Raw genomic sequence first — 26,861 nt, forward strand, 5'->3', positions numbered from 1 at the left:
GGGGGCGGTGACGCCCCCTTTTTATTGAGCTTACGCACTGCGGAGCGTGCGTTGCGGTGTCGCGGCCGTTCGCGCGGTCGGCTCTGTCAGCGCAAAGAAGGCCAACTCCTGCTCCATGGCGAGGATGTTGCTCCTCAGGTTGACCGTTGCGGCGTTGGTTTCCTCGGACATGGCCGCATTCTGTTGGGTCGTTTGGTCGAGTTGGTTGACCGCCGTGCTCAACTCACCGAGGCCCGTTGCCTGCTCTGTCGTAGAGGTTGCGACCTGCGCGACGCCCTCATGAATCCGCTCCATCACCGTCTGGATTCGTGCAAGCGCTGTGCCAGCCTCCCGCACCAGAGCCACGCCGCCGGACACTTGCTGGTTGGAGGTGCTGATTAGCGTGGCGATCTCGCGGGCGGCCTCGGAGGACCGTTGCGCGAGGGCCCGCACCTCGGAGGCGACGACGGCAAACCCGCGCCCGGCTTCCCCCGCCCGCGCGGCTTCGACACCCGCATTGAGGGCGAGAAGGTTGGTCTGGAACGCGATGTCGTCGATGACGCTTGTGATGGAGGCAACCTGTTTCGAGGATGTTTCGATCTCGTCCATGGCGTTCACTGCGCGCTCCACGACGTCTCCGGCCTGCACCGTGTGGTCCTTCGCTTCGTTCGAGCGGCGCTGAACTTCGCCTGCGGTATTCGCGACGCCCTTCACCGAGGCGACCAACTCATCAAGCGCCGCAGCACTTTCTTCGAGCGTCGCGGCCTGTTGCTCCGTCCGACGCGCCAGATCGTTTGTGGCCTGCTCAATCGCCTCGGATTCGCCGCGCAGGATACCAGCGCCATCGGTGATCCCACCAAGCGTTTCCTTGAGCTTTTGTTGCGCACTGTTGAAGTCGAGTCGCAGCGTGTCGAATTCGTCGAGATGTGTGGTGATGTCTTGCGAGAGGTCGCCGCGCGTTAAGGCCTCCAGCCCCATTTTCAGCGTATCCACCGTGACACGATAGATCGTTGTATCCACAGCAAATTTGACGATCTTGACCACATCGCCTGCGGCATTTCGGATCGGGTTGTAGCTCGCGCGGATGGTGACACGTTTGCCCGCTTTGCCGATGCGCTCGAAGTCACCGCTCATGGTTTCGCCAGCGCGCAGGCCTTTCCAGAATTCTGTATAGGCCTCGGTCCGCGTGAACTCCGGATCGACGAACATGCTATGGTGCTTGCCGACGATCTCTTTCTCTGTGTAGCCAAGCGCCTCGCAGAAAATATCGTTCGCGCGGACCACGGTTCCGTCCGGTTTGAATTCGATGACGGCCTGAATTTTCTGGATGGCGTCAAGCTGCCCGCGCGCGTCCGCCTCTAGGTTCTTCGCCGCCGTAATGTCGAAGGCGTATTTTACCACTTTGAAGGGTTGGCCCTCTGGGTCGATGAGAGTCTCATAGGTCGATTGTAGCCAGAGGGTATCGCCGTTCTTGGCAAGGCGTCTCACCTGTCCGGTCTCGGAACTGCCTTTCGCGAGTTTTGACCAAAACTCTGCATAGGCGGGGGAGTTCGCCTCGCTCGGTGGCACGAACATCCGGTGATGTTTGCCGCGGATTTCGTCCAGCGAATATCCGGTCGCTTTCAGGAACGGTGCGTTCGCATAGAGGATGTGGCCGGAGAGGTCGAATTCCACGTAGACCATCGTGCGTTTGATCGCGTCCTCTTTGGACCGGTTTTCCCGCCGCTTGAGGTGCATGCGGGAAATCTCGCGTGCGATCACGAAGATGGCGTTGATCTCCCCCTTGTCATCGCGTCCAGGTGCGTAGGTGGTGTCGAGCCAGATTTCCTTTCCGTCACTGGTAAGGCGCGGGACGATGAGTTTTTGCACTTCTCCGGAAAGGATCTTTTTCCAGAGTGTGTCAGTCTCCACGAAGTCCTTTTTACGGACGAGCGTCTTATAGCGCTTTCCGACGACTTCCTCTGCCTGATAGCCGTAGATGTCACAGAATGCGTCGTTGACTGCCTCGATGGTGCCATCGGGGAAGCACGAAATCAGTATATGGGTGCTGTCCAAAGCCGTCCCGAGGGCGTTGACGTGACGGACGTGGGGCGGCGTCTCAGGCTGGGGTTTCCGAAATGCGAACATAGTGGCTTTCCATTGACTGCAATGGGGTCACACTAGAGCGCTCTACTTACTGATTGCTTAAGCGAAGTCGGCGATCTTCACTTTGTTCGGAGACGAAATGAAAAAAGAGCGCCCGAGGGCGCTCTTCTCATGGTCTGATGTCAGAAGCTGATCAGCCGATGATGGCGTTCAGCGTTGCGGATGGGCGCATGATGCCTGCCACTTTGGCCGGATCTGCATGGTAGTAGCCGCCCATATCTGCCGGGCTGCCTTCGCCTGCCGCGAGTTCTGCGAGAATGGTTGCTTCTTTCTCTGCGAGGGCGGCCGCGATCGGTGCGAAGTGTGCGGCGAGGTCTGCGTCGTCACCCTGAGCGGCCAGAGCCTCTGCCCAGTAGCGTGCGAACCAGTAGTGCGAGGAGCGGTTGTCGTTCTGACCGACTTTGCGCTCCGGCGATTTGCCTTCGAGGAGAAGCTTTTGCGTCGCATCTTCGACCGCAGCGCCGAGAACGGCGGCTTTCGGGCGAGATTTGGTGGCGAGGAAGTTGTAGCTTTCGCCGAGCGCACAGAACTCACCGAGGGAGTCCCAACGCAGGTGGTTTTCTTCCTGAAGCTGCTGGACGTGCTTCGGAGCAGAGCCACCGGCACCGGTCTCAAACAGGCCGCCACCGTTCATCAGCTTCACGATGGAAAGCATTTTCGCGGAGGTGCCAAGTTCGAGGATCGGGAAGAGGTCGGTGAGGTAGTCACGCAGCACGTTGCCGGTGATGGTGACGACGTTCTTACCTTTGCGCATTTCTTCCCAGGTGAAGCGGGTGGCTTCGCGCGGTGCGAGGATCGGGATGTCTTTGCCAGCTTCTTTCAGAGCCGGTTCGACGTATTTGATCAGCTCCGCGTCGTGTGCACGGTTGGCGTCGAGCCAGAATGCGCCAGCGCCTTCTGCGTCGAAGCGTTCGATGCCGGTTTTGATCCAGTCGAGGATCGGAGCCTTTTTCGCGGTGCAAGAGCGCCAGATATCGCCAGCTGCGACCTCATGGGAATGCAGCACGTCGCCATTGTCGAGAACGATTTCGACTTTGCCGTCAGCAGACATCTCGAAGGTGGTCGGGTGGGAACCGTACTCTTCGGCCTTTTGAGCCATCAGGCCAACGTTGGACACGGCGCCACAGGTGGTGACATCGAGCGTGCCGGTTTCTTTGAAGTACTCAACGGTCTCGTCGTAGACGCAGGCGTAGGAGTTGTCCGGGATACAGCACTTGGTGTCAGCCGCTTTGCCATCAGGACCCCAGCCGATGCCGCCAGCTTTGATCACAGCCGGCATGGAGGCGTCGATGATCACGTCGGACGGGACGTGCAGGTTGGTGATGCCTTTGTCGCTGTCGACCATGTAGAGCGGCGGCTTGGCTTCGAGCGCGGCTTTCAGGTCAGCTTCCATCTCTGCGTTGCCGGCGATGAGTTTTTCCAGAGCGCCGATGCCGGAGTTCGGGTTGAAGTCGAGCTTATCACCGTGCTTGGCGAGGAAGTCTTCGAGGTAGACAGACACGAAGTGGCCGAAGAGGATCGGGTCGGAGACCTTCATCATCGTGGCTTTGAGGTGCACGGAGAACAGAACACCGGGTTCCATGCTCGCGACTTCTTTTTTGATGTAATCACGCAGAGCAGCAGCGGACATGAAGGTCGCGTCGACGACTTCGCCTTCGATGTACTTCAGGCCGTCTTTGAGAACGGTCTCGGAGCCGTCTTTCGCGGTGAAGACGATCTTCGCGCCACCGGCCTGTGCAGCCGTGATGGTTGCGGATTTTTCGTTCGCGAAGAAGTCATCTCCGGGCATCGCGGCCACAGTAGTTTTGGACGTAGATTTCCACTCACCCATGCGGTGCGGGTTGGCTTTTGCGTATTCTTTAACAGCCTTGGCGGAACGACGGTCGGAGTTGCCTTCACGCAGAACCGGATTCACAGCGGAGCCTTTAACGGTGTCGTATTTCGCGCGGACAGCTTTTTCTTCGTCAGTCTGCGGATCGGCCGGGTAGTTCGGGATCGGGTAGCCTTGGGACTGTAGCTCTTTGATGGCGGCTTCGAGCTGCGGAACGGATGCGGAGATGTTCGGGAGCTTGATGACGTTGGCATCCGGCGTTTTTACGAGTTGGCCGAGTTCCGCGAGGTCGTCGGAGACGCGCTGCTCTTCGGTGAGAAGATCAGGGAAGAGGGCGAGGATACGACCGGCAAGAGAGATGTCGCGCGTGGCAACGGAGACACCCGCAGCATCGGAGAAAGACTGAATGATCGGCAGGAGCGAACCACGTGCAAGCTCGGGCGCTTCGTCTACGATGGTGTAAATGATGTCGGGGGTCTTGTCGGCCATGAGGGTCCTCCAGTTTGACGATTCTTCCCGATGCCTTACGTGGCCTTACGGGGCTTGCCCATGCGGGTAACCGAAATAGGGCACTCAAGTCAATGTGTGCCGTGGTATACCGATTGCTTTTGAACAAATCTTCTGCGCAGTCTGGATGGTAGCGTTAGCTGATCATTTGGCTGTGACACTGGAACGGATAAACAGGGTTTCCATTCTCGTGTCATGGTGAAAAAATGAGCGGCATGCGGGCGTGTCGAGAAATCGGTTTCCAGAAACCGAGAATCCGATTGTGAAGCGTAGGGCGGAGGAATTAATTTTATTCCATGAATGAAGAACAAAAGATCTTTGACGAGATGTGGGGCCGCAATGACGAGTTGCGCGATCCTTACAAGGAATTCCAAAGCTGGTTTCAAGGCGAAGACCTGAAGCGGCTTCGTGCAAAACAGCGTGAGGCGGAAGAGGTTTTCCGGCTGACCGGCATCACCTTCAACGTTTACGGACGCTCAGAAGCAGAGGAACGGTTGATCCCGTTCGACATCATTCCGCGCGTTATCGCAGGGCGTGAGTGGCAAAAGCTCTCCAAAGGGATCGAGCAACGTGTGCGTGCCATCAATGCGTTCCTGCACGACATCTACAACCGCCAGGAAATCATCAAAGCCGGCCGTCTCCCGCGCGAAATGATTTCGCGGAACGAAGCCTTCCTCCCTCAGATGATGGGCATGACCCCTCCGGGTGGCGTCTACACCCACATCGTCGGGATCGATCTCGTCCGGACGGGCGATGATCAGTTTTACGTGCTCGAAGATAATGCGCGCACGCCGTCGGGTGTGTCTTACATGCTCGAGAACCGCGAGACGATGCTCAAGATGTTCCCTGAGTTGTTCTCGACGAACCGCGTGCAGCCGGTCCAGAACTACCCGACGAACCTGCGTCGCTCGCTCGCGGCCTGTGCACCGAACAAGTGTGAAGGCACGCCGACCGTCGCAGTGCTCACGCCGGGTATCTACAACTCTGCCTACTACGAACACTCGTTCCTCGCGGACCAGATGGGCGTCGAGCTTGTCGAGGGCCACGATCTCCGCGTCGTAGACGGTCGCGTCGCCATGCGGACGACCGAAGGTTACAAGCCGATTGACGTGCTCTACCGCCGCGTCGATGACGATTTCCTCGATCCTCTGTCGTTCAATCCGGAGAGTGCTCTCGGTGTGCCGGGGATCATGGATGTCTACCGCTCCGGCGGCATCACCATCGCGAACGCGCCGGGTACGGGGATCGCCGACGACAAGGCGATCTACAGCTACATGCCCGATATCGTCGAATTCTATACCGGCGAAAAAGCCATCCTCGAAAACGTGCCGACATGGCGCTGTTCCGAAGCGGACAGCCTCGCATATGTGCTCGACAACCTCGCGGAACTGGTGGTCAAAGAAGTCCACGGGTCCGGCGGTTACGGCATGCTGATCGGTCCGACCGCGAGCAAGAAAGAGATCGCCGAGTTCCGCAAGAAACTCGAAGCGAAGCCGGGCAACTACATCGCCCAGCCGACACTTTCGCTCTCGACCGTGCCAATCTTTACCAAGGCCGGCCTTGCACCGCGTCACGTCGATTTGCGTCCTTTCGTTCTGTGTAGTCCTGAAGGCATCAACATCACGCCGGGTGGTCTGACTCGCGTGGCGCTGCAGAAGGGGTCGCTCGTGGTGAACTCCAGTCAGGGCGGCGGCACCAAGGACACTTGGGTGCTGGAAGACTAAGGGCAGGAGGAAAGAACAATGCTGGGAAAAACCGCAAACGGCCTCTACTGGATGTACCGCTATCTGGAGCGTGCTGAAAACACCGCCCGTCTGATTGAAACCGGCCAACGGATCGGTCTCACGCGCCTTGATCAGGATGATGACGAATGGGCCTCTGTGATGCAGAGCGCGTCGATGTTTCATGGCTATAAAGAGACCCATGACGAAGTCACGAAAGACGGAGCTATCGATTGGATGCTCCGCTCCAAGGACAATCCGTCGTCCGTCTTGTCGAGCATCAGCGCCGCCCGCCAAAACGCGCGCCTTGTGCGCACCGCGCTCACCAACGAAGTGTGGGAAGCCTTGAATGGCTGCTACATGAAGGCGCAGGAAATTCTCAAACGCAAAGTGACCGAGCGGGATTTGCCAGCGGTCCTCGAAGTGATCCGTCAACGCACGGCTCTGGTGCGCGGGATGACGCATGGCACGATGTTGCGGAACGACATCTATGATTTCGCGCGCCTCGGTACTTTCCTTGAACGTGCGGATAACACGGCGCGTATTCTCGACGTGAAGTACTACGTGCTTTTGCCGTCTGCCTTCTCCGTGGGTTCCTCGCTCGATAACGTGCATTGGGAGACCATTTTGCGCAGCCTGTCAGCGCGCGGTGGCTTCCGGATGGCCTATGGCTCACAGGTCAACGCCCGCGATATCGCGCAATTCCTGATCCTCGACAAACGCATGCCGCGCTCGTTGAACTTCTGTGCGACGAAAATCTACGCAAACCTGCGCTATCTGGCGTCCGACTACAAAACGGAACCGGAGTCGTCTGTCCTCGCGCAGCGGCTTGTTGAGAGCTTCATGCACAATGACATCGAAGTTGTCTTCGAGGCCGGTCTGCACGAATATATTCAATCTGTCCTGAACGCTCTGGGAGAGCTCGGTGCGCAGATTGAAAAAGACTACCGCTTCTACGAGTAACCATCATGCGCCTCTCGATCCGTCACACGACCCGCTACACGTTTGAAAATCCCGTCACCTACGGGCTTCAGCAACTTCGCAAAACACCAAAGAGCACGCATGGTCAGGAAGTCCTCGATTGGGAGATTTCCGTCACCGGGGGCACGAAAGAGCTCAACTACATCGACCACCTCAACAACGTGGTTGATCTGATCTCGTTCGAGAAAGACACCCATGAACTCACGATCACCTGTCAGGGGACCGTGGAGATTTCCGAGACGCACGGTGTTGTCGGGCGTCATATTGGCCCCGCTCCGCTCTGGTTCTTCGAGCAGGTGACACCGCTCACCAAACCCGGCAGCGGTGTGCGCGCTCTGGTGCGCAAGCTTGAGGGCGAGAATGATCTTGAGCGCCTGCATTCTCTGTCGCGTGCGGTGGGTGAGGCCGTCACCTACGAAGTCGGGGCGAGCGATACAGAGTCGACTGCTGAAGAGGCGCTCGCAGAAGGAAAAGGCGTCTGTCAGGACCACGCGCATGTGTTTATCTCGGCCGCGCGCGAAATGGGCTTTCCGGCGCGCTATGTGTCCGGCTACCTGATGATGGACGACCGCACCCTTCAGGATGCCACGCACGCATGGGCCGAAGCCCATATCGATGGCCTCGGATGGGTCGGATTCGATGTGTCGAACGAAATTTGTCCCGATCAGCGCTATGTGCGCGTTGCAACAGGTCTGGACTATCAGGGGGCAGCACCTGTAATTGGCACAAGATTCGGCGGAGAGGGTGAAACGCTCACTGTCGAAATCGAAGTGATTCAACAACAGCAGTAAAGGCTGACGGGAAATGACCTATTGCGTTGGCATGATGCTCGATGCGGGCCTCGTCATGATGTCCGACACGCGCACCAACGCGGGCGTCGACAATATTTCGACTTTCAAGAAGATGTTTACTTGGGAAGAACCCGGCGAACGTCTTCTCACGGTAATGACTGCGGGCAACCTCGCGACCACGCAGGCGCTTGTGTCGATCCTCGATGAACGCACCAAAGCGCCCGAGGACCGTGAGCCGTCGATCATGTCAGCGCCCTCGATGTTTCAAGTTGCGCGTCTTGTTGCGCGCACACTTAAAGAGGTCATCGCAAGCAATGCAGACGAGGGCCAGCGCGCCGATAGTGCCTTCAACGCGACCGTGATACTTGGCGGTCAGATCAAAGGATCGCCGCCGCGTTTGTTCCTGATCTATCCCGAAGGCAACTTCATCGAAGCTGGCAAAGAGACACCGTTCTTCCAGATCGGCGAAACGAAATACGGCAAGCCGATCCTCGTCCGCGCGTTCGACCCGCAGATGTCCTTTGAGGATGCGGTGAAACTGCTGCTCGTCTCTTTTGACAGCACAGTGAAAGCGAACCTTTCTGTGGGCCTTCCGTTTGATCTTCAGGTCGTTGAGAGAGACACCTACAAAGTGGCTCAACAGCGCCGGATTGAGGGCGACGATCCTTACTATCTCGAGATTTCGACGAGTTGGGGTGAATTGCTCAAATCGGCGATGGATAGCTTGCCCGGTTTCGAATTCTGAGCCCTGCGCGGCCTCTTCGGTCTTGAGCGATCGGCGTGAGGCCAGTATGCACTCCCGAGCTTTGGGAGGAGCAAGGGATGGATACCGAACACACGACCGAGGGTCTTGATCCGGAGGATTGGGACCGCTTTCGGGCTGAGGCTCATGCGCTCCTCGACCTTTGTGTGGATCGTCTTCAGGGCGCGCGAGACTATCCATGGCAACTCATGCCGCGCGAAGACATCCCTCGGCTTGCGCTGTCAGGTACCGGCACAGGTGAGGTCGCAGCCACCCGGCGGATGATCTCCGAAATCCTTCCTTATCACACTGGCAACACTCACCCGCGGTTCTGGGGATGGGTGCATGGCACGGGCCTCGCGCACGGGTTGTTGTCGGAACTGGTCGCGACCACGATGAATTCCAACTGCGGCGGGCGCGACCATGTGGCGAGTTACGTGGAGCGTTCAGTCATCGATTGGGCGCGGCGGGTGATGGGCTTTCCGGAAACGGCCTCTGGCGTGCTTGTGACCGGCACATCGCAAGCCACCGTCGTCGCTCTCATGTCTGCCCGCACCCGCGCACTCGGAGCGGCCTCACGCAAAGAGGGGATACAGGGTGCACCGCTCGTGGCCTACGCGGGAGCGGGGGTCCACAGTTCTTCGGCCAAGGCAATGGAGCTTTTGGGTTTGGGCTCAGACGCGCTCCGCAGCATTCCCGAGACAGATCAAGGTATGGATTTGAACGCGTTGCGCGCGCGGATCGCAGCGGACAAAGCGGCGGGTCTTCGTCCATTTGCCGTGATCGGGACCGCAGGGTCGGTGGACTTGGGGCGGTTCGACAATCTCGACGCGCTCGCAGATATCGCACGGGATGAGGGGCTTTGGTTTCATGTCGATGGCGCTTTCGGCGCGTGGACACGTCTTGCAGACGCGCCGTGGCGGCACCTCACGGACGGGATCGAACGCGCTGACAGTCTCGCATGCGATTTCCACAAATGGCTCTCTATTCCCTACGATTGCGGGCTGGCCCTCATCCGCGACGGCGCAGATCAACGCGCGGCTTTCGCATCGCGCCCCGCCTATCTAGAAGGGCAAGCCGCAGGTCTTGCCGGGGCGGAGCCGTGGTTCTGTGACTATGGCGTGGACCTGTCCCGTGGCGATCGCGCGTTGAAAGTTTGGATGGCCGTCGAAAGTCTCGGAGAGGCGCGGCTCGGTGGCTCCATCACGATGAATTGCCAACAGGCTGCGCGGTTCGCCTCAGAGGTCGCGGAGCGGGCGGACATGGACCTCATGGCGCCCGTCATCTCGAATATCTGCGTGTTCACGGCTGCGGCTAGCCTCTCTACAGAGGAGCAATCGGCGCTCAACACCCGCATTTCCCATGAGCTGCAACTGTCAGGCGAGGCGGTGTTCTCGACGACCAAAGTGGATGGCGTGACCTGTTTGCGCGCGGCCTTCGTCAATCACCGCACGCGGGACGAAGATCTCGTCGCAGCAGTCGCGGCCATCGTCGAGGCGCGGGAACATCTCAAAATGTCGGGCGTGCTTTAGGGCGTCTCTAGGCTCAAGTTCGGCTTCGGCTGCAATCCCGGCTGAAGCCCTCGCTCGATATAGTCCCATGTCGCCATCGCGATCATGGCCGCGTTGTCCGTCGCCCATTTCGTCGGCGGCAGGCACAGCTCAACGCCGTGTTTCCCAGCCACTTCCGCCATCGCCTCACGCAACTGCGGGGAGGCCGCGACTCCGCCCACGATGACGAGCGACTTCGGTTTGCACTCGGTCAGTGCCCGGTCAGCCTTGGCCGCGAGAACGTCCATACAGGCGGCCACGAAAGAAGCGGACATGTCTTCGGTCGAGACGTCTGGATGCTGTTCAATGTGACGCGCCACAGACGATTTGAGACCGGAGAATGAGAATTCATAGCCCTCATTCTTCATCGGGCGGGGCAGGCGGAGAACTGGCGTGCCAAGTTTCGCGGCCTTATCAATCGCCGGACCACCCGGCATCCCGAGATCGAGCATCCGCGCGACCTTGTCATAACTTTCGCCCACGGAGTCATCGCGGGTCGTGCCGAGGAGGCGATAGGACCATGGGTCTTTGAGCTCGGCCACGAGAGTATGACCGCCGGACACAAGCATGATTACCGCCGGAAAGACCGTGCTGCCGCTTTCCAACTCCACGGACCGAATATGCCCGCGCAGGTGGTTCACGCCGTAAGCGGGGACATTCCACCCCATAGACAGGGCCTCAGCAGTCGACAAACCGACCAGCAGCGACCCGATCAGGCCGGGGCCACGGGTCACGCCAATCGCCGTGAGGTCTTTGGGCGTGACAGAGGCATCAGCCATCACCCCTTCGATGGTCGGCAGGATGGCTTCGAGGTGCGCGCGTGAGGCGAGTTCCGGATACACGCCGCCGAATGCTTCATGGATTTCAAACTGAGACACAGTTCGGATTGCCGCGACATGGCCGCTTCGGTCCACGAGGGCGACAGAAGTGTCGTCACACGAGGTTTCAATGCCGAGGATCAGATCACGCATTCCAAGACCTTCGCAATCTCTTCTTCGCTCACGACGCCCAAGCGTTCGATATGCACAGGTTCGTCGATGCAGTTCACAATTGTGGACGGCGCGGGCGCAGCGCTCTCGCCCGGCACCACGAGATCGGGTGTCCCGTCGAGTTGGGCGCAGGCGTCATCGGTCGTTTCGGGCGTCGCTTCGCCAGAGAGATTGGCAGACGTCACCATCAACGGCCCGACGATGCGCATCGTTTCCAGCAGCCGATCGTTATTCGGGATGCGCACAGCGATCTCGACGCGATCTTTGAGCCAGTGGGGCGCGCGGGTCTGATCAATCGGCAGAATGAGGGTGAGGGCACCCGGGACAAATTTGCTCGCGATCAGTTGGGCCGCGCTCAGGGACAGGTCCGCACCCAGTTCGAAAATCTGATCTTCATTGGCGACCATGATGGGTAGGTTCTTGTCCCGCGGGCGCTGTTTGAGTGCGTAGATGCGATCCACAGCCTCTGGAAAGGTCGGGGAGGCAGCGAGGCCGAGCACGGTGTCCGTCGGAATGAGGACAACGCCGCCTTCTTCAAGAACCTTTGCGATTTCTGCGACGGTCGGGGTCATGACAGCACCTCCACAATAGGCCACGCGCGGGCGTCTGGCTCTGCCTCCGGCTGGGCGAGCAGGTATGACAGAAAAGTCTCCATTGAGGCCATGTTCGTCACGGGTGGCTCATGACCGACAATCTCGACGTTTCCTGCAAGGTCATAGTCGGGAATGGTCGCGATCCGAGCAAGCGCCTCTTTCTGCAAACAGTGTTCGTAATCGACCAAACGACCGTCTTCATAGATGCCAAAGTGAACGTGTGGGCGGGCGGCTTTGCGCAGGATGACAACGGGTTTGTTTTTTACGACCTCAGCCCCGAGCAGCACAAACGCAGGCACAGCTTGCACCGGCAGGCCGAGCGCAAAGCCCAGCCCGTTGGCAAAGGCTGCAGCCGTGCGTGTCACGCCCAACCCGCCGGGGCCAATGTCGCAGGCGATCCGTGTGATGTCGTGCAGAGCCGCGCCGATTTCCGAGAGCCCCGTCTCCAACAGCATCCGGTAATCCCGCGATCCGACGAGCGTCTCGATTTTCGAGCTGTCGAACACGATCTCGCCGCCGCGACCGAGCGCGAGCGCGGGGACGCCGTTAGAGGCTTGGAGCATCAGGGTCAATGTCATGCGAGGGCCTCCAGAACAGGTGCCCAGCGGGGGGCACCCGCCGTAATCGTCAGGGTGCGGGCCGTTTCCGTCTCGCCGAAGCCAATCTGAATGGACAAGGGTGCATCGAAATAGTCACCCAGACGGCTTCCCCATTCGATGAGGGCAATGCCATGCTCCAACTCGTCCTCAAGACCGAGGTGATAGAATTCGGTCGCGCCCTTGAGGCGATAGGCGTCTACATGGAGCACCTGACCCTTGGGCGTCTCGTAGATGTTTGCGATCGTATAGGTCGGGCTCGTCACAGTCTCATCGGAGCCGAGTGCCCGCACGAGCGCGCGGGAGAAAAAGGTCTTTCCCGCCGCGAGTTGCCCGTCGAGCAACACAACATCGCCCGCCCGCAGATGCGCGGAGAGGGCGGTGGCGCATTGCGCCGTCTGCTCTTCGTTTTCCAGCGATAGAATGACTTCTTGCGCCACGGGGCTGACCTTTCATCGTTCAACGTCGCTTTAGGACATCACGCGTCAAAGGTCCATGGGACAGCGCGTCTATGCGTCCGTGTCGAGCCAGATGGTCACAGGACCGTCATTCGTCAAGGACACCTTCATATCCGCGCCGAAAATTCCGTTTTCACAGGGGACGCCCTGCGCGATGAGGGCCTGCGTGAAGTGCTCGTAGAGAGCTTTGCCCTGATCCGGTGCGGCGGCGGTGGAAAAGCCGGGGCGGTTGCCCTTGGTGTCGCCTGCGAGTGTGAACTGGCTGATCACGAGCGCAGATCCACCGACGTCACGGACAGAAAGGTTCATCTTCTCCGCGTCGTCTTTGAAAATGCGCAGCTTGGAAATCTTCGCGGCGAGTTTGTCTGCATGTGCGGTTTCATCGCCGCGCATGGCGCAAACAAGTACGAGCAGACCGGGGCCGCTTTGCCCGACAATCTCACCGTCCACTTTGACCGACGCTTCGGAAATCCGTTGAATAAGTGCGCGCATGATTACTCCAGTTCAGAGGCCCACGGCGGGTTTGCCCCCGCGCGGCTCACCGTGATTGCGGCCGCTCTCGCGCCCATCGACAGCGCGTCTTTTAGAGTGTCTGCATCGAGATTGGCAATCGCCTCTTTCGTGAGTTTGCCGGCCTTTTGGAGCGCGGCGAGGAGGCCTGCGTTGAACGTGTCGCCTGCACCAACGGTGTCAACCACTTCGACCTTCTCAGCAGCAACATGCACAACCTTGTCCGCCATGAACCCGCGCACGCCGTCGCCGCCTTCGGTGAGACAGATGAGTTTCGGGCCTTGGGTCAGGAGTTTGGCCACGAGGTCTTCGACAGGCGCTTCGCCCAAGAGCCAGAACAGGTCTTCGTCCGACACTTTCACGATGTCGGCGATGGAGATCATATGTTCGATCCGCGCGCGGTAACGGGTTTCGTCACGGATAAAATCAGGGCGGATGTTCGGGTCGAGCATCGTCACACGCGTCGGGGCTGCGCGCGTGAACAGCTCCTCATAGGCCGCGCCACAGGGTTCGACCGGAAGGGAAATGCCGCCACAGAACAGCGCGTCTAGATTTTCGGGCAGGTCCGGAAGGACCTCTGCCGTGAGCATGCGTCCCGCAGTGTTCTCATCATAGAACGCATAGGTCGCGTGACCGTCGACCAGCTTGACGAAGGCGACGGTGCAGGGGCGATCTGCCGTGACGGCCAGAGAGCCGTCAACATCACTCTCCGCGAGTTTTGACTTGAGAAGGTCTCCGAAAAAGTCCTGAGAAAAGCCGGAATAGAAGGATGGTTTTGCACCGAGCCTGCCCAAAGCGATGGCCGTATTAAAGACGGCTCCACCTGCGTAGGGAGCATAAGAATCCTCCCCGAGCGTGGATGTGCGTGGCAGCATATCGATCAGGGCTTCACCGGCGCAGAGGATCATGAGGCTCTCCCTTGTCTCACTTTGATGCTCTTTTTATGCGCGTTAGCGCTATCAAGGCAAGAGGAAACCGGTCAGTAGCTGCCCTGTTCCGTAAGCGCGATCCCGTATCCGATAGCACCCGCCACGATGAGACCCGCGATTACGGCAAAGGCGATTTTCCAAGCAGAGTAGGGGCGTTCGCCCTGCACCTGACCTGTGCGCCCGTTGACGACAAAGCGATAGGTCTTGCCGCGGAACTTATAGGCGGCGAACCATACTGGCAGGAGAATGTGTTTGTAGGTGACTTGCGAATACTGCGTCCGCAGGTCATGGATGCGTTGGCGGTCGCCGCCGATGTCGAACTTGACGTCGCGGGTGATCACCGCATTCATACGCTCCTGAGCGTGCTCGAACCCGTCTTCGAGCGCAACGGTGTAAGCCTCTGCCGCATATCCCGCGAGGTAGTCGGGAACATATGGCTCCAACCCGGCAAGATCCCACGGCTCCAGCGCGCGGGTGTATTTCACCGGCAGTGCGTTCGAGGCAAGCACAAGCACATCATCAAATGCGCGGCGCACGTGGCCCGACACACGACGCCATCGCGTCTGCCTCCGCCGCCGCGTTTTGCCGTTCACCTTGACTGTTACATAGTAGTCCGTCCCACGTTCACCGGAATAGTCACTCTCGGTGTGCGCATCATAGGTCCAATAGGGCATGTAAACGCCGTTGAGGCGGCGACCTTTCCGCGCGTATTGCTTGAGCGCATTGGGTGCGAACCAGAGACGACCGAGCCATGCGCTCATGGCCTCCTGCGCGGTCTGTTCCGTGAGTGAGAACGGCAATACGCCTTGGGGTTTGATTTGACGGACCGTGCCGGTCCCCGTCACGACAGGCGTCGCGCAATAGGGGCATTCAGTCGCGTGGTTTGTCTCGTCAAACTGGATTTTCGCGCCGCAGTTCGGGCATTCCGACACGCGCAATTCTTCGGTCTCGGAAGCCGCGCCTGCAAGGTCCTGTCCAAGCCCGTCCCTGACGGCCTGGGCATAGTTCAACTCGCGCGGTTGCGCCGCTCCACCGGTCTCAATCGACTCATGGGCCCCGCAATGGTCACAGGTTAGCTCCCCGCGCGCAGGGTCGAATCGCATGTCAGCGCCACAGGTTTCGCAGGGAAAACGATGTTCACCGGTCATATGGGAATCTCTCTCTAGCCGCGGTGTTCGAAACTGACGATCTGGGCGAGGCAAGTGCGCGATGGGTCGGTAAACCGGAGCACATGGCAGAACAGGTGGCTCTGCCCCGCGCGCAGGGCGTGGCCGGAGACCGTCGCCGCGCGTCCTTCGATCACGATCTGGGTAAGGGTGATGGCGTCCGGTGCAGACACCTCGGACAGGGCCGTGAGGATGGTGTCTTGGCCGATCACGCTCGGCGCGCCCGTCTGATCCCAACTCGCGGTCTCAGAGAGGAAAAGTTGCTCCGGCACAGGGTAGCCCGAAAACGCCATAGCGAGCCGCGCCATTTCTGACGCGCGCTCAAAATCGTCGCCGTAATCGCATTGGCTCAGGTCCGGATCACTCGGGGCCTGAACGCGGGTTTGCGTGCACACGGGGCTTATACCCCCGGCGGCGGGGGCGGAGGGGCGATGGTGAAGAGCTGTGCGAGTTCCTGCACATCCTCGGCCTTCAGCCAGCCATCTTGTCCGGGCGTCCAGACATAGCTTTCACGTTTGAGTGCCCCCTTCGCCGCCATCTGACCCATTTCAGCTTTCGAATAGGGGCCTTTGGTCTGGCCGTTTTCGGCCACGTGCCAGACGTGCTCGACCGGCGGCGGGGGCGGCGGCGTCTGAACGGCGGCTGTAGGGGCAGGGCGCGCGCCCCACGGTCCTGCCTGTGTCTGTTGCGCCATGGACATGCCGATACCTGCGCCCATGCCAGCCCCCATCGAGGCCGCCATCGCGGAGTTCTCCGCGCCCATGGCTTCGGCAGCGTTGAACTTTATGTAGTTGTCGAGATTGCCGACGATGCCCATCGACGTGCGCTTGTCGAGCGCGGCTTCGACGGCCTCGGGCAGGCTGATGTTTTCGATATAGAATTCAGGGATCGTCAGCCCGTATTCTGCCACGACCTTGGAAATTTCAGTCGCCACGAGCTTGCCAAGATCCGCCGTATTCGCTGCCATATCCAGAACAGGAATGCCGGACCCCGCGACGATGCGGCTGAAGGACTGCACGATGATGTTGCGGATCTGGAACGAAATCTCGTCCATGGTGAATTCGCCATCTGTCCCGACGATCTCTGTTAGGAAGAGCGCGGGATCGGACACCTTGACAGTGTAGGTCCCGTAGGCGCGGATGCGCACCGGACCGAATTCCGGATCGCGGCACATGATCGGGTTTTTCGTGCCCCATTTCAGGTTCGAGAAGCGCGTCGTATTGACGAAATACACTTCGGATTTGAACGGCGATTTGAAGCCGTGATCCCAGTGCTGGAGCGTTGTCAGGACCGGCATGTTGTTGGTTTCGAGCATATAGAGACCCGGCGTGAACACATCGGCCAACTGCCCCTCATGCACGAAAACAGCGGCCTGCCCCTCCCGCACGGTGAGTTTCGCGCCGTATTTGATCTCGTGGCCTTCGCGTTCGAACCGCCAGACCATCGTGTCGCGGGTGTCGTCGGTCCAATGGATGACGTCAATAAATTCGCCGGACAGGAAATCGAAAATGCCCATGTGGGTCTCCTTCGTCAGATATCTTCGCCCATCAACTCGCGGGCAATCTCGGCTGCAATTGGGCCGGCCTCTTCGGGCGGCATGCCGGGGGAAAGTCGCGGGTCGTAAAGGATGCGGAGCAAAAGTTCGTCGTGTTGGGTGAGGGTCGCAAATTCGTCGTCATCATTAAAAATCGACGGGCGCGCATAGGGGCTGTCGTTCGTGAGGCCAAGACCCTGCGCGATCTCTTCGTGGAAGCAGGATTTCCGTTGAAGCGGTGGTAATTCGGCACGGATCACGGCGACGGCGTTGGTGGTCTTGCCGTCGTCGTCCTTGTCGGACGCGAGTACGGCACAGAAGGTGGAGCGGTCCATTGTCTGGATTGTCGAGATCAGGTCGGTGCCAATGCCCGGCATATATTCCGTCAGCCGCGGAGCAAAATCGAACAGCTCGTTTTCGTAAAGCACGAAAATATGGAAGTTCGCAGCGCCGCTATGCGTTGCAGAAATTGGGTGGTTGGTTGCGCGGTTGAGACGTCGGGTGAGCGACGTGAGCGTCGCACGGTCCTCGGACTTTATCGCGTCAGGAACGGCATCCCCGAACTCCAGACTGAGCCGAACGGGCGTGGTCCAGCGGCGAAGCGTCTGCGGCTCCGACTGTTCGATATAGCGCCCACCGACGGCGGTATATTCCGTGCGAAGGGCGATCTGATTAAAGTTTTGCGCCAACTGGCGGCTTGAGAACGGCGCGTCAGGCCCTCCCCCATCCGTTCTGAGCAAGTCACGGGTCAGAAGGTCCGCTTGCAATCGCGCGTAATAGCGTTCGAGATCAAAACTCCGCGTGCTTCGTGCAGCTTCCTCAGACAGCGTCGGAGAGACTCCAGGCGCAGAGGGACGTGCCTGCGGAACGGGGGAGGGCAGCGGCGTACAGGCAGAGAGCGCAAGAGAGATGATCCCTGCGCTCAAGCCAAAGATATGTCGCCGCGACCAGCCCATCAGCGCGGAACAGACGGCCCAGATGCGTTGCCAGTGGCCTTGGCCGCCGCTAGTGTGTCGCGCAGGTTGGCTTCCATGGTTTTGAGTTCCTCTTCGGCTGCCGCGCGTTTGCGCTTGCCTTCGTCGGCAATGGCGAGGCTCTCTTCGATGGTAGAGATTAGTTCCGAGTTCGCGGTTTTGACGGCCTCGATGTCGAACACGCCACGCTCCATTTCCTCGCGCACGGCCTTGTTGGCCTGACGCAGGTTCTTGGCGTTCGCGGTCAACAACTCGTTCGTGAGGTCAGACGCCGCCTTGATGTCCTGTGCGGCCTCGGAAGAGCGCTGGATCGTGACGGCCTGCGCAAGCTGGGTTTCCCAGAGCGGCACAGTGTTGACGAGGGTCGAGTTGATCTTCGTCACCAGAGATTTGTCGTTCTCCTGCACGAGGCGGATCGACGGCAGCGACTGCATCGTCACCTGACGCGTCAGTTTGAGATCATGCACACGGCGTTCGAGATCGTCCCGCGCGGCCCGCAGATCTCGAAGTTCCTGCGCCTTGATCACCTGATCTTCTTCCGGCGCCGCATCCACAGCCGCCGCGAGCGCCGGAATTTCGTCTTCATCAAGCTCTTTGATCTTGAGCTCCCCTGCCGCGATGTAGATCGCGAGTTGGTCATAAAAGCTCAGGGTTTTCTCGTAGAGCATGTCGAGCGCTTTTATGTCTTTCAACAACTTGTGCTCATGGCCGAGCAGGTTGTCGGTGATCTTGTCGATCTGGTTTTGTACGTCTTCATAGCGCGCAATGAATTTCGCCATCGGCGCAGCGCGGCCCATCAGCTTTTCCCACCAACTGCGTTCGCGGCGTACATCGAGTTCGGAAGTGGAAAATCCGCGGATCGTCGTCACGATCGACCGAAGCGCATCCCCTGCGGGGCCGACGTCCTTGTTTTTGACGTCCTGCAACATGGCTTGAGAGATCACCTGAAGCTCGGCCTGCGCCGCAGAGCCGAAGCGGACGATCGAGTTCGTATCGGCCATGTCGATCTCGGCTTTCGCCCGCGCGACCTCTTCTGCCTCGGGTGTATCCGACAATGCGGCGGGATCAATGAGCTCACCCTTCGGTTCGGGGAGAATGACGGCCGTCACCTCTTCGATGTCTTTGAGGGCGGCTTCGGCCTTTTGGCGTGTGGTCTCTGACATTTCAAATTCCCTTAATCCCTGAAGAGCTAACTCTTACGTCTTCTTTTCCAAGAGCCCCTCGCGCGCCAACCGGTCGCGCAGGACCTCAATCTCGATGTCGAGATCGGTCTTATCATCCAAAAGCAACGCTTTGTGACGGGCGTCGAAATTGGCCTCCAAATCATCAAGCAGCGCGAACCAATCGTCGCGTGCTTGAGTGTTGCGGGTCTTTGTCCACAGTTCGGCATATTTGACTGTCGCATCCTTCGCGCCGAGCAAATAGACCCCGAGGTATTTTCGCGCCGCCGTGAGATCACGCGGATCGTCCTCCACCGTCCGGAACATGGCGCGGGCCGTCGAGATGAATTTGTCGAGCCGCGAGAGCGCCTGCCGGTCGTTTGCCTGTTCGAGCGCGTCCCGCATGGATTTGAGATGAGCCTCGGCCTCATCCACGGCGCGGGCCACACGGTCCTGTTGGAACAGATCGACCTCGTCAAAGCCTTTGTTTTTCAACGGGTCGAGGCCGAAGGCGAGGCTGTGGAGCACTACGCCGAGAACGGCGAAAAGCACGGTTTCCAGCGGCCCCCAGCCAAACCAGCCGACGAGCCCGAGGCCGATCCCTGTGAGTGCAGAGCCGAAAATCTTGCGCGGGATTGCCGGACGGCGCGCGACCTTGCGGGCTTCATAGGCTTCTTGCGCCTTAAGCCCCTCACGCGTCAGGAGCGCCGCGCCCATCAGACAACCGAGCGCCACGAGGTATCCGGCCATGACGACGGGCTCGGCGCTAAATGCCTTCCACGCGAGCGGAATGGCCGCGAAAAACAGGAGGTTGGAGCGGGCGCCGACATGTGTCGGTTTCTTGCCGTCGAACGGGCGGGCGTCGGAGAGGGCGGATTTCTCCGCGTCTTTGCCCGTGCCGTCAGGAGAGTAGGTGGAGCCGTAGCGTTTCGCCATTACATCCCCTGCGCCTTGATCGTCACATAAAACGTCAGGGCGACCAGAAGGTAATAGGCCAGTTTGGAAAACTTGCTGTCGCTCATCGCCACCCCCACACGTCGAAAACCCTTTCCTCGAACATAGGAAGGAATCTCGCCATGTGAAAGGGTTAAGGGGAGCGCTTCACGCGCTTTCCCCCTCAGGAGTCGCGGCTGCGCGGTTTGCCGCCAGTTTTACCACCCGTCGGCTTGCCGCCGTGAGATTTGAAACCGGCAGAGCGCGGCTTGCCATCCTTGCCGCCACCATGCGATTTGAACCCGTGCGATTTGAAGCCTGGTTTGTCACCGTCTTTGCGCGGACCGCGCTGCTTGTCGCCATACGGTTTGCCACCGCGTGGCGCGTCGCCGTCCTTGCGCGGGCCACGGGACTTGTCGCCGAACGGTTTGTCTCCGCGCGGTTTGCCCTTGAAGCCTTCACCACGTGGCTTTCCTCCCTCTGGACGCGGACCGCGCGGTTTGAACCCTTCGGAGCTGTCGTCATCGCGGCGCTTGAACCCTTGGGAGCGGGGTTTGCCACCCGGTTTCGGGCCTCTCGGCTTGAACCCTTCGGAGCCATCGTCATCGCGGCGCTTAAAGCCGGAAGACTGCGGTTTGCCACCGTCACGGGCGAAAGGTTTCTTGTCGCGGGAATCGCGGCCGAGTGTTTCCTTGCGCGGACCACCAGGCTTGCCTCCACGCGAGACGTCACGCTTCGGTTTGCCGAACCCTTTGTCGTCATCGGCCTCAAGCCCAAGCTGGTCACGCAGCACGCGGCCACGCACTTCTTCAACGCCGCCCGGCTGTAGGGTGCCGAGACGGAAGGGGCCATAGGAAATGCGGATCAGGCGGTTCACGGTCAGGCCGATGTGCTCCATGGCACGGCGGATTTCACGGTTCTTACCCTCGCGCAGACCCACGGTGAGCCATGCGTTCGCGCCCTGTTGGCGATCAAACACGACTTCCATGGGCTGGAATTTCTCGCCGTCGATCTCGACGCCCTTGCGGAGCGTATCGAGCGTCGCTTCAGATGCCGTGCCCTTGACGCGCACGCGGTATTTGCGGAGCCAGCCGGTGTCCGGCAGTTCCAGACGACGCTTGATTTCCCCGTCGTTGGTCAGGAGGAGCAGGCCCTCGGAGTTCAAATCGAGACGCCCGACAGACATCACGCGCGGAAGTTCCGGCGGCAGTTTGTCAAAAACCGTCTCGCGGCCTTTTTCGTCCTTCGCGCTGGTCACGAGGCCCGTGGGCTTGTGATAGAGCCAAAGACGCGGCGGCTCGGCTTCCTTGATCTCTTTGCCATCGACGAAAATCTTGTCTTTCGGCATGACGTTCAGGGCAGGCGAGGTCACCTTGCGCCCGTTCACCATCACGCGGCCCTCTTCGATCATCTGTTCTGCATCCCGACGGGAGGCCACGCCACTGCGCGCCATCACTTTCGCGATGCGGTCACCGGGAGGGGTTTTCTTGTTCGGGGTGTCTGCGCTGTCAGTCATGGGAAAGAGCCTTTCGTTGGCGCGCTCATACTCCGCTCGGAGATGCATTGAAAGAGATATAAGTGTTTCGACGCCTTGCTTCTATCTTCTCACGCGGTGCCGCGTAGAGCAAATGTCATGCTTGCCAACACCGAAGCGACGGGGCAGGAAAGGCCATGGTGTTTCGATCTTACATGGAAACCGCGCTCGAAGAGGCGCGTTTGGCGGAAGCGCGCGGAGAGGTGCCCGTGGGTGCCGTCGTTGTGTCGCCCGATGGCGAGATCGTCGGGCGCGGCGGCAATCGCACCCGTGAGGACAACGATCCGACCGCCCATGCAGAGATCGTCGCGCTTCGCGCCGCCTGTGCCGCGCTCGGGCGCGACCGTCTGCCCGGTTTTGATCTCTACGTGACGCTCGAACCCTGTCCGATGTGTGCGGCTGCGATTTCGAATGCCCGCATAGCGCGACTGTATTTCGGCGCGCAGGACCCGAAATCCGGCGGGGTGTCGCACGGGGCAAAGGTCTACAGCCATCCCCAATGCCATCACGTGCCGGAGATTTACGACGGGATTGCGGCGCGCGAGGCGGAGACGCTTCTCAAAGAGTTCTTCGCCGCCAAGCGCTAGCCAAGCTCAGATTTCGATCGGGACCAGAACCTCTGGCACCTTCACGACGCCCTCTTTGAGCGCAAATTCCAACTCATCACAGCTTTGCGCGAGGAGGGGGAATGTGCCCCAGTGGCACGGGATCACCGTTTTGAAATCAAAGAACTTCTGACATACATAGGCCGCGCGTTTCATATCCATAGTGAAATGCCCGCCCGCGCTCAGGATGCCGATGTCCGGCTCATGCAGATCCGCAAACCATTCCATATCCGCCATAATGTCGGTGTCGCCGGACACGTAGATCGTGTGCCCTTCGCCCGAAATCATGAAGCCTGCCGGCTGCCCCGCATAGACCGGCGCGCCCTCTTTGTAGTCGATGGAGGAGGAATGCACCGCGTTCACCATTGTGACCGTGACCTCCGCGTCCCCTTCGCCCATGGTGATCGTACCGCCTTTGCCAAAGCCGGTGACGTTGCCGCCTTCCTGTCCGAGGATGATTGACAGCTCATGAATACAGTGGATCGAGGCGCCGGTTTTCGCCGAAATGGGGAGTGTGCTCGACGCGTGGTCGCCGTGCCCGTGCGTGAGGAAGATCGCTGTCGTGCCGTCTATAGCCTCATCCTCACGGCCCTCTGGAAAAGAGGGATTGCCTGCAAGCCATGGGTCAATCAACAAAACCTGATCTGAAATCTCGATACGAAAGCCAGCGTGGCCCAACCATGTGATTTTCATGAGAAGACTTCCTCTACTATAAATCCTATGTTCTCTCACAGAGTAGCACGGGAATGGGACACGTCTATGTTAAGCACCCAGTTTGACGCATATTGCGAGCGGACGGATTTCACTTTCTGGTCCGAACCGGTGAATGCGGTGACGAATGCCGCCTTTCTCATCGCCGCGATTTGGATTTTCCCGCGCACCAAAGGTGTGCCGCTGGCGCGCGCGCTTGCCATCATCCTGTTCCTGATCGGCCTCGGGTCGTTTGCGTTCCACACGACCGCGACGCAGTGGGGCTCTCTTGCGGACACGATCCCCATCGTGGGCTTCATCCTCGTCTATATCTTTGCCGCGACACGCGATTTCTTTGGGCTGCCGACATGGAAGTCTGCGCTCGTCACAGCCGCCTTTTTCCCGTATGCCGCTGTGACCATGCCGCTCTTCGCCAAGCTTGGCCTCGGATCGTCGTCGGCCTATGCGCCCGTGCCGCTGCTGATTTTCATCTACGCCATCTTGCTGCGCAAAAGCGTGCCGCAAACGGCGCGGGGCCTCGCGATTGGTGCAACGATCCTCTGTGTTTCTATCGCGATGCGCTGGCTCGATGAACCGATATGCGCGCAACTGCCGCTTGGCACGCATTTCCTTTGGCACATTCTGAATTCTGTGATGCTCGTCCATATGATCGCGGTTTATCTCAACCACATGCTTGAAGGCCGCGCGCCCAAGCGCTAAAGCCTCACTTGACCAAGATTACGGAGCATTGCCCCATGTCCATCGACATCGATACCGCGCGCCGGGTTGCCAAGCTCGCCCGCATCCGGGTCGAGGAAGACGCGCTTCCCGCCCTCGCAGATGAGTTCAACGCTGTTCTCGGCTTTATCGAGCAACTGTCCGAAGTGGACGTAGACGGCGTCGAGCCGATGACGTCCGTGACGCCGCAGCGTCTCAAACGCCGCAAGGACGGTGTGACCGATGGCAACATGCAGGAGAAAATCCTGTCGAACGCGCCCGACGCGCGCGAGGGCTTTTTCGCAGTGCCGAAGGTGGTGGAATAATGTCTGATCTGAACAAACTGACCCTGTCCGCGGCCCGTGACGGTCTGCGTGCAAAAGAGTTCACCTCTGTCGAGCTGACTGAGTCCTGCCTCTCCGCGATCGAGGGCGCTGGTGTCTTGAACGCCTTCGTTCACAACACGCCGGAGATCGCCCGCGAACAGGCGAAAGCTGCTGACGCGAAACTCGCTGCTGGCGATGCGCCCGCGATGTGCGGTCTGCCGATCGGGATCAAAGACCTCTTTGCGACCAAAGGCGTGCCGACACAGGCGGCGTCTGCGATCCTCGAAGGGTTCAAACCGGAATACGAGAGCACCATCACGTCGAAACTGTTCGACGCAGGTTCCGTGATGCTCGGCAAGCTCAACATGGACGAGTTCGCGATGGGCTCCTCCAACGAAACCTCGACCTACGGCAACGCGATCAACCCGTGGCGCCGGGGCAATGAAGACTCCGAACTCACCCCGGGTGGTTCCTCTGGCGGCTCTGCTGCGGCTGTCGCAGCTGATCTTTGCCTTGCCGCGACCGGCACCGACACCGGCGGTTCCATCCGTCAGCCTGCTGCGTTCACTGGCATCGTCGGTATCAAGCCGACCTATGGCCGTTGTTCGCGCTGGGGCGTTGTGGCGTTTGCCTCCTCGCTCGATCAGGCCGGTCCGATGACCAAATCCGTGCGCGACGCGGCGATCATGCTCGAGACTATGTGTGGTCACGACATGAAGGATTCGACTTCCGCTGACCTGCCGGTCCCGAATTTCGAAGCCCTGCTCACCGGCGACATCAAAGGCAAGAAAATCGGTATCCCGAAAGAATACCGCATTGACGGCATTCCTGACGAGATTTCGAAGCTTTGGGACGACGGCGCAGCGATGCTCAAAGACGCGGGTGCCGAGATCGTCGACATCTCTCTGCCGCACACCAAATACGCGCTCCCGACCTACTACGTGATCGCACCGGCGGAAGCCTCCTCGAACCTCGCGCGCTATGACGGCGTCCGCTACGGCCACCGTGCGACGCTCGCAGAGGGCGAAGGCATCAACGAGATGTATGAGAAAACCCGCGCCGAAGGCTTTGGCCACGAGGTCCAGCGCCGCGTGATGGTCGGCACCTATGTGCTCTCCGCCGGGTATTACGACGCCTACTACAACAAGGCGCGCAAAGTCCGCACGCTCATTAAGAAAGACTTTGAAGATGCATTCGCCGCAGGCGTCGATGCGATTCTGACGCCTGCCACTCCGTCCCCGGCCTTTGGCCTCGGAGAAGTGTCCGATAGCGATCCGATCCAGATGTATCTCAACGACGTCTTCACCGTGACCGTGAACCTCGCGGGCCTTCCGGGTATCTCCGTTCCGGCCGGTCTGTCGGCCACGGGGCTGCCGCTCGGGCTGCAACTCATTGGTAAACCATGGGAAGAGGGCGATCTGCTGAATATCGCGCATTCTCTCGAGAGCTCTGCGGGCTTTGTTTCCAAGCCTGAAAAATGGTGGTAATGGACAGTAACCCTGTCCTTTGCCGGAGCCTCGCGATGCGTCGTGCCTCTTTTGCCCTGATCTCTCTCGCTGCTTTGGCGGCCTGCCAGACGACCGCCCCCGATACGGGGACGGGTGTCGGGTTTAGCTCCTACATGGACTATCAGGCGCAGCGTGAGGCCGAACTGATCGCGAATGGTGAGGGCCAATCCACGGCGACCGCTGGTCTCGATACTCAAGCGATCTCCGACGAAGCCGTCGAAGGCATCGCCGCCGCCGAGACCCAGATGGCCGACCTGTCTGCGGTGAGCAACTCGATCGGCATTTCGGCGGAGAATGATTTCTCCGCCGTGGCCTCTGAACGCTCCATCGAAGAAGACGCGGCGTTCGTGGCCGCGAACAAAGAAGCCTATGTCACGATCCAGCCGACGGCCCTCCCGTCGCGCCCGACGTCTGACGCGGCGACCATCGTCGAATTTGCGCTCTCGACCACGAACAACGTCGGCCAGCCGCTTTATTCGCGCCTGATTCCCGGTGCAGAATCGCGTGCGGCCCGCAATTGCGCGAAATATCCGTCGCCCGACAAGGCGCAGGAAGATTTCCTCAAGAGCGGCGGACCAGAGCGAAATGGCAAAGGGCTTGACCCTGATGGCGACGGGTTTGCCTGTAGCTGGGACCCCGCACCCTTCCGCCTCGCTGCAAGCGCGCGGCAGTGATCCGGCGCGCTTCAGTTGACTTCTGATCTGACGTTTCTCGACCGCCCGTCTCCGAACTTCGGAGAACGGAGGGACGGTGCGTCGCCTGATATGGTGGTGATCCACTACACGGCGATGCCGACCGCCGAGGACGCGCTTGCACGCCTCTGTGCGCCGGAATTTGAGGTCTCAGCCCATTACCTAATCTGTGAGCAAGGGCAGGTGCATCGCCTCGTCGATGAGGAAATGCGCGCGTGGCACGCGGGGGAAGGGCAGTGGGGCGATGTGACGGATGTCAACTCCCGCTCCATCGGTATCGAGCTGGCTAACACCGGCACGACGCCCTTCGCCGCCGATCAGATCGGGGCGCTTGAGACGCTTTTGTCGGACATCATGACCCGCTGGTCCATTCCGCCCGAACGCATCATCGGCCATTCGGATATGGCGCCGGAGCGCAAGATTGACCCTGGGCCGCGTTTTGACTGGCGTAGGCTCGCATTGCGGGGTTTGTCTGTCTTTTCGGTTCCGGAGAGCGATCAGAAACCCCATTATGTTCGATTTGTGCAAGCGCTCCATACCTTCGGCTACCCTGATGCTCCGTTCGAGGCGCTTCTGCACGCCTTTCGCAGTCGCTTTCGTCCGCATCACACAGGACCCCTCGACGGTGTCGATATGGCGATGGCGCAGGACCTCGCAGAGCGCTTTCCCGTTGACCGGAGCGCGCCGAGCGCCTAAGCGC

Annotated in this window: 27 protein-coding genes; 11 read left to right on the forward strand and 16 right to left on the reverse strand. The window is 59.8% G+C overall.

All coding sequences use genetic code 11. The features are described 5' to 3' along the window. Positions 1 to 30: 30 nt before the first annotated feature. Positions 31 to 2,106: a methyl-accepting chemotaxis protein gene (locus tag LA304_RS05340; RefSeq protein ID WP_224502085.1), complete on the reverse strand. Its 2,076-nt coding sequence runs from the start codon at positions 2,104 to 2,106 to the stop codon at positions 31 to 33. Between the two features lie 151 nt (positions 2,107 to 2,257). Next, a complete protein-coding gene (locus LA304_RS05345; RefSeq protein ID WP_224502086.1) occupies positions 2,258 to 4,444 on the reverse strand; it encodes an NADP-dependent isocitrate dehydrogenase in 2,187 nt (728 codons plus the stop codon). Between the two features lie 314 nt (positions 4,445 to 4,758). Here LA304_RS05345 and LA304_RS05350 point away from each other — a divergent pair, with 314 nt between their 5' ends. From LA304_RS05350 to LA304_RS05370, 5 genes are all read left to right on the forward strand, one after another. Beyond that, a complete protein-coding gene (locus LA304_RS05350; protein ID WP_224502087.1) occupies positions 4,759 to 6,186 on the forward strand; it encodes a circularly permuted type 2 ATP-grasp protein in 1,428 nt (475 codons plus the stop codon). 18 nt (positions 6,187 to 6,204) lie between these two features. Further along, complete coding sequence (locus LA304_RS05355) at positions 6,205 to 7,146, forward strand: alpha-E domain-containing protein (RefSeq protein ID WP_224502088.1); 942 nt, start codon at positions 6,205 to 6,207, stop codon at positions 7,144 to 7,146. Between the two features lie 5 nt (positions 7,147 to 7,151). Then, complete coding sequence (locus tag LA304_RS05360; RefSeq protein ID WP_224502089.1) at positions 7,152 to 7,955, forward strand: transglutaminase family protein; 804 nt, start codon at positions 7,152 to 7,154, stop codon at positions 7,953 to 7,955. A gap of 13 nt (positions 7,956 to 7,968) precedes the next feature. Next, complete coding sequence (locus tag LA304_RS05365) at positions 7,969 to 8,700, forward strand: proteasome-type protease (RefSeq protein ID WP_224502090.1); 732 nt, start codon at positions 7,969 to 7,971, stop codon at positions 8,698 to 8,700. A gap of 77 nt (positions 8,701 to 8,777) precedes the next feature. Continuing rightward, on the forward strand, positions 8,778 to 10,229 hold the full coding sequence (locus LA304_RS05370) for a pyridoxal phosphate-dependent decarboxylase family protein (protein ID WP_224502091.1): 1,452 nt from the start codon (positions 8,778 to 8,780) through the stop codon (positions 10,227 to 10,229). On the opposite strand, the gene tsaD is transcribed toward LA304_RS05370, so the two are convergent. The 13 genes from tsaD to LA304_RS05435 form a co-directional block, all read right to left on the reverse strand. Beyond that, on the reverse strand, positions 10,226 to 11,218 hold the full coding sequence (gene tsaD, locus LA304_RS05375; protein ID WP_224502092.1) for a tRNA (adenosine(37)-N6)-threonylcarbamoyltransferase complex transferase subunit TsaD: 993 nt from the start codon (positions 11,216 to 11,218) through the stop codon (positions 10,226 to 10,228). The two genes, LA304_RS05370 and tsaD, sit on opposite strands and share 4 nt — an antisense overlap. Continuing rightward, the gene (locus tag LA304_RS05380) at positions 11,206 to 11,808 is read right to left on the reverse strand and encodes an L-threonylcarbamoyladenylate synthase (RefSeq protein ID WP_224502093.1); all 603 of its coding nucleotides are present in this window, start codon (positions 11,806 to 11,808) and stop codon (positions 11,206 to 11,208) included. Before LA304_RS05380 ends, tsaD begins: the two co-directional genes overlap by 13 nt. Further along, positions 11,805 to 12,407 carry a hypothetical protein gene (locus tag LA304_RS05385; RefSeq protein WP_224502094.1) on the reverse strand — a complete coding sequence of 201 codons (603 nt, stop codon included), beginning with the start codon at positions 12,405 to 12,407 and terminating at the stop codon, positions 11,805 to 11,807. The genes LA304_RS05380 and LA304_RS05385 overlap by 4 nt, the downstream gene beginning before the upstream one ends. Continuing rightward, entirely contained in the window at positions 12,404 to 12,865 is a 462-nt protein-coding gene (gene tsaE, locus LA304_RS05390; protein WP_224502095.1) for a tRNA (adenosine(37)-N6)-threonylcarbamoyltransferase complex ATPase subunit type 1 TsaE, read from the reverse strand. Before tsaE ends, LA304_RS05385 begins: the two co-directional genes overlap by 4 nt. A 69-nt stretch (positions 12,866 to 12,934) precedes the next feature. Next, positions 12,935 to 13,375 (reverse strand): D-aminoacyl-tRNA deacylase, encoded by a 441-nt coding sequence (gene dtd / locus LA304_RS05395; protein WP_224502096.1) that lies wholly within the window; start codon positions 13,373 to 13,375, stop codon positions 12,935 to 12,937. 2 nt (positions 13,376 to 13,377) lie between these two features. After that, positions 13,378 to 14,301 carry a carbohydrate kinase family protein gene (locus LA304_RS05400; protein ID WP_224502097.1) on the reverse strand — a complete coding sequence of 308 codons (924 nt, stop codon included), beginning with the start codon at positions 14,299 to 14,301 and terminating at the stop codon, positions 13,378 to 13,380. Positions 14,302 to 14,372: 71 nt separating this feature from the next. After that, the gene (locus tag LA304_RS05405) at positions 14,373 to 15,470 is read right to left on the reverse strand and encodes a primosomal protein N' (replication factor Y) - superfamily II helicase (RefSeq protein ID WP_224502098.1); all 1,098 of its coding nucleotides are present in this window, start codon (positions 15,468 to 15,470) and stop codon (positions 14,373 to 14,375) included. A 14-nt stretch (positions 15,471 to 15,484) separates the two neighbouring features. Continuing rightward, positions 15,485 to 15,883, reverse strand: a complete 399-nt coding sequence (locus LA304_RS05410) for a hypothetical protein (protein ID WP_224502099.1) — start codon at positions 15,881 to 15,883, stop codon at positions 15,485 to 15,487. 5 nt (positions 15,884 to 15,888) lie between these two features. Beyond that, a complete protein-coding gene (locus tag LA304_RS05415; RefSeq protein ID WP_224502100.1) occupies positions 15,889 to 17,004 on the reverse strand; it encodes an SPFH domain-containing protein in 1,116 nt (371 codons plus the stop codon). Between the two features lie 14 nt (positions 17,005 to 17,018). Then, positions 17,019 to 17,978: a DUF2927 domain-containing protein gene (locus tag LA304_RS05420; RefSeq protein WP_224502101.1), complete on the reverse strand. Its 960-nt coding sequence runs from the start codon at positions 17,976 to 17,978 to the stop codon at positions 17,019 to 17,021. Next, on the reverse strand, positions 17,978 to 19,159 hold the full coding sequence (locus tag LA304_RS05425) for a toxic anion resistance protein (protein ID WP_224502102.1): 1,182 nt from the start codon (positions 19,157 to 19,159) through the stop codon (positions 17,978 to 17,980). The genes LA304_RS05420 and LA304_RS05425 overlap by 1 nt, the downstream gene beginning before the upstream one ends. Before the next feature lie 33 nt (positions 19,160 to 19,192). Continuing rightward, positions 19,193 to 20,092, reverse strand: a complete 900-nt coding sequence (locus LA304_RS05430; RefSeq protein ID WP_224502103.1) for a 5-bromo-4-chloroindolyl phosphate hydrolysis family protein — start codon at positions 20,090 to 20,092, stop codon at positions 19,193 to 19,195. A 181-nt stretch (positions 20,093 to 20,273) separates the two neighbouring features. Beyond that, complete coding sequence (locus LA304_RS05435; protein ID WP_224502104.1) at positions 20,274 to 21,605, reverse strand: pseudouridine synthase; 1,332 nt, start codon at positions 21,603 to 21,605, stop codon at positions 20,274 to 20,276. A 155-nt stretch (positions 21,606 to 21,760) separates the two neighbouring features. Here LA304_RS05435 and LA304_RS05440 point away from each other — a divergent pair, with 155 nt between their 5' ends. Beyond that, complete coding sequence (locus tag LA304_RS05440; RefSeq protein ID WP_224502105.1) at positions 21,761 to 22,210, forward strand: nucleoside deaminase; 450 nt, start codon at positions 21,761 to 21,763, stop codon at positions 22,208 to 22,210. A 6-nt stretch (positions 22,211 to 22,216) separates the two neighbouring features. On the opposite strand, the gene LA304_RS05445 is transcribed toward LA304_RS05440, so the two are convergent. Continuing rightward, positions 22,217 to 22,921 (reverse strand): metal-dependent hydrolase, encoded by a 705-nt coding sequence (locus tag LA304_RS05445; protein ID WP_224502106.1) that lies wholly within the window; start codon positions 22,919 to 22,921, stop codon positions 22,217 to 22,219. Positions 22,922 to 22,987: 66 nt separating this feature from the next. Between LA304_RS05445 and LA304_RS05450 the strand changes: the two genes are divergently transcribed. The 5 genes from LA304_RS05450 to LA304_RS05470 all read left to right on the forward strand — a co-directional run bounded on the left by LA304_RS05450 (position 22,988) and on the right by LA304_RS05470 (position 26,857). After that, positions 22,988 to 23,638, forward strand: coding sequence for a ceramidase domain-containing protein (locus LA304_RS05450; RefSeq protein WP_224502107.1), 651 nt, complete (start codon positions 22,988 to 22,990; stop codon positions 23,636 to 23,638). A gap of 35 nt (positions 23,639 to 23,673) precedes the next feature. Then, positions 23,674 to 23,961 carry an Asp-tRNA(Asn)/Glu-tRNA(Gln) amidotransferase subunit GatC gene (gatC, locus tag LA304_RS05455; RefSeq protein ID WP_066604916.1) on the forward strand — a complete coding sequence of 96 codons (288 nt, stop codon included), beginning with the start codon at positions 23,674 to 23,676 and terminating at the stop codon, positions 23,959 to 23,961. Beyond that, positions 23,961 to 25,448, forward strand: a complete 1,488-nt coding sequence (gene gatA / locus LA304_RS05460; RefSeq protein ID WP_224502108.1) for an Asp-tRNA(Asn)/Glu-tRNA(Gln) amidotransferase subunit GatA — start codon at positions 23,961 to 23,963, stop codon at positions 25,446 to 25,448. Before gatC ends, gatA begins: the two co-directional genes overlap by 1 nt. After that, positions 25,448 to 26,143 carry a hypothetical protein gene (locus tag LA304_RS05465; RefSeq protein ID WP_224502109.1) on the forward strand — a complete coding sequence of 232 codons (696 nt, stop codon included), beginning with the start codon at positions 25,448 to 25,450 and terminating at the stop codon, positions 26,141 to 26,143. The genes gatA and LA304_RS05465 overlap by 1 nt, the downstream gene beginning before the upstream one ends. A 90-nt stretch (positions 26,144 to 26,233) precedes the next feature. Further along, positions 26,234 to 26,857, forward strand: coding sequence for an N-acetylmuramoyl-L-alanine amidase (locus LA304_RS05470; protein WP_224502483.1), 624 nt, complete (start codon positions 26,234 to 26,236; stop codon positions 26,855 to 26,857). Positions 26,858 to 26,861 lie beyond the last annotated feature (4 nt).

Origin of the sequence: Celeribacter litoreus, assembly GCF_020165855.1 — a bacterium.
Classification (GTDB): Bacteria; Pseudomonadota; Alphaproteobacteria; order Rhodobacterales; family Rhodobacteraceae; genus Celeribacter; species Celeribacter litoreus.

Bases quoted from the DNA above. Each gene is read 5' to 3' on its own strand.
- LA304_RS05340 (WP_224502085.1), bottom strand. From the start codon at position 2,106: ATGTTCGCATTTCGGAAACCCCAGCCTGAGACGCCGCCCCACGTCCGT.
- LA304_RS05345 (WP_224502086.1), bottom strand. From the start codon at position 4,444: ATGGCCGACAAGACCCCCGACATCATTTACACCATCGTAGACGAAGCG.
- LA304_RS05350 (WP_224502087.1), top strand. From the start codon at position 4,759: ATGAATGAAGAACAAAAGATCTTTGACGAGATGTGGGGCCGCAATGAC.
- LA304_RS05355 (WP_224502088.1), top strand. From the start codon at position 6,205: ATGCTGGGAAAAACCGCAAACGGCCTCTACTGGATGTACCGCTATCTG.
- LA304_RS05360 (WP_224502089.1), top strand. From the start codon at position 7,152: ATGCGCCTCTCGATCCGTCACACGACCCGCTACACGTTTGAAAATCCC.
- LA304_RS05365 (WP_224502090.1), top strand. From the start codon at position 7,969: ATGACCTATTGCGTTGGCATGATGCTCGATGCGGGCCTCGTCATGATG.
- LA304_RS05370 (WP_224502091.1), top strand. From the start codon at position 8,778: ATGGATACCGAACACACGACCGAGGGTCTTGATCCGGAGGATTGGGAC.
- tsaD (WP_224502092.1), bottom strand. From the start codon at position 11,218: ATGCGTGATCTGATCCTCGGCATTGAAACCTCGTGTGACGACACTTCT.
- LA304_RS05380 (WP_224502093.1), bottom strand. From the start codon at position 11,808: ATGACCCCGACCGTCGCAGAAATCGCAAAGGTTCTTGAAGAAGGCGGC.
- LA304_RS05385 (WP_224502094.1), bottom strand. From the start codon at position 12,407: ATGACATTGACCCTGATGCTCCAAGCCTCTAACGGCGTCCCCGCGCTC.
- dtd (WP_224502096.1), bottom strand. From the start codon at position 13,375: ATGCGCGCACTTATTCAACGGATTTCCGAAGCGTCGGTCAAAGTGGAC.
- LA304_RS05400 (WP_224502097.1), bottom strand. From the start codon at position 14,301: ATGATCCTCTGCGCCGGTGAAGCCCTGATCGATATGCTGCCACGCACA.
- LA304_RS05405 (WP_224502098.1), bottom strand. From the start codon at position 15,470: ATGACCGGTGAACATCGTTTTCCCTGCGAAACCTGTGGCGCTGACATG.
- LA304_RS05415 (WP_224502100.1), bottom strand. From the start codon at position 17,004: ATGGGCATTTTCGATTTCCTGTCCGGCGAATTTATTGACGTCATCCAT.
- LA304_RS05420 (WP_224502101.1), bottom strand. From the start codon at position 17,978: ATGGGCTGGTCGCGGCGACATATCTTTGGCTTGAGCGCAGGGATCATC.
- LA304_RS05425 (WP_224502102.1), bottom strand. From the start codon at position 19,159: ATGTCAGAGACCACACGCCAAAAGGCCGAAGCCGCCCTCAAAGACATC.
- LA304_RS05430 (WP_224502103.1), bottom strand. From the start codon at position 20,092: ATGGCGAAACGCTACGGCTCCACCTACTCTCCTGACGGCACGGGCAAA.
- LA304_RS05435 (WP_224502104.1), bottom strand. From the start codon at position 21,605: ATGACTGACAGCGCAGACACCCCGAACAAGAAAACCCCTCCCGGTGAC.
- LA304_RS05440 (WP_224502105.1), top strand. From the start codon at position 21,761: ATGGTGTTTCGATCTTACATGGAAACCGCGCTCGAAGAGGCGCGTTTG.
- LA304_RS05445 (WP_224502106.1), bottom strand. From the start codon at position 22,921: ATGAAAATCACATGGTTGGGCCACGCTGGCTTTCGTATCGAGATTTCA.
- LA304_RS05450 (WP_224502107.1), top strand. From the start codon at position 22,988: ATGTTAAGCACCCAGTTTGACGCATATTGCGAGCGGACGGATTTCACT.
- gatC (WP_066604916.1), top strand. From the start codon at position 23,674: ATGTCCATCGACATCGATACCGCGCGCCGGGTTGCCAAGCTCGCCCGC.
- gatA (WP_224502108.1), top strand. From the start codon at position 23,961: ATGTCTGATCTGAACAAACTGACCCTGTCCGCGGCCCGTGACGGTCTG.
- LA304_RS05465 (WP_224502109.1), top strand. From the start codon at position 25,448: ATGGACAGTAACCCTGTCCTTTGCCGGAGCCTCGCGATGCGTCGTGCC.
- LA304_RS05470 (WP_224502483.1), top strand. From the start codon at position 26,234: ATGGTGGTGATCCACTACACGGCGATGCCGACCGCCGAGGACGCGCTT.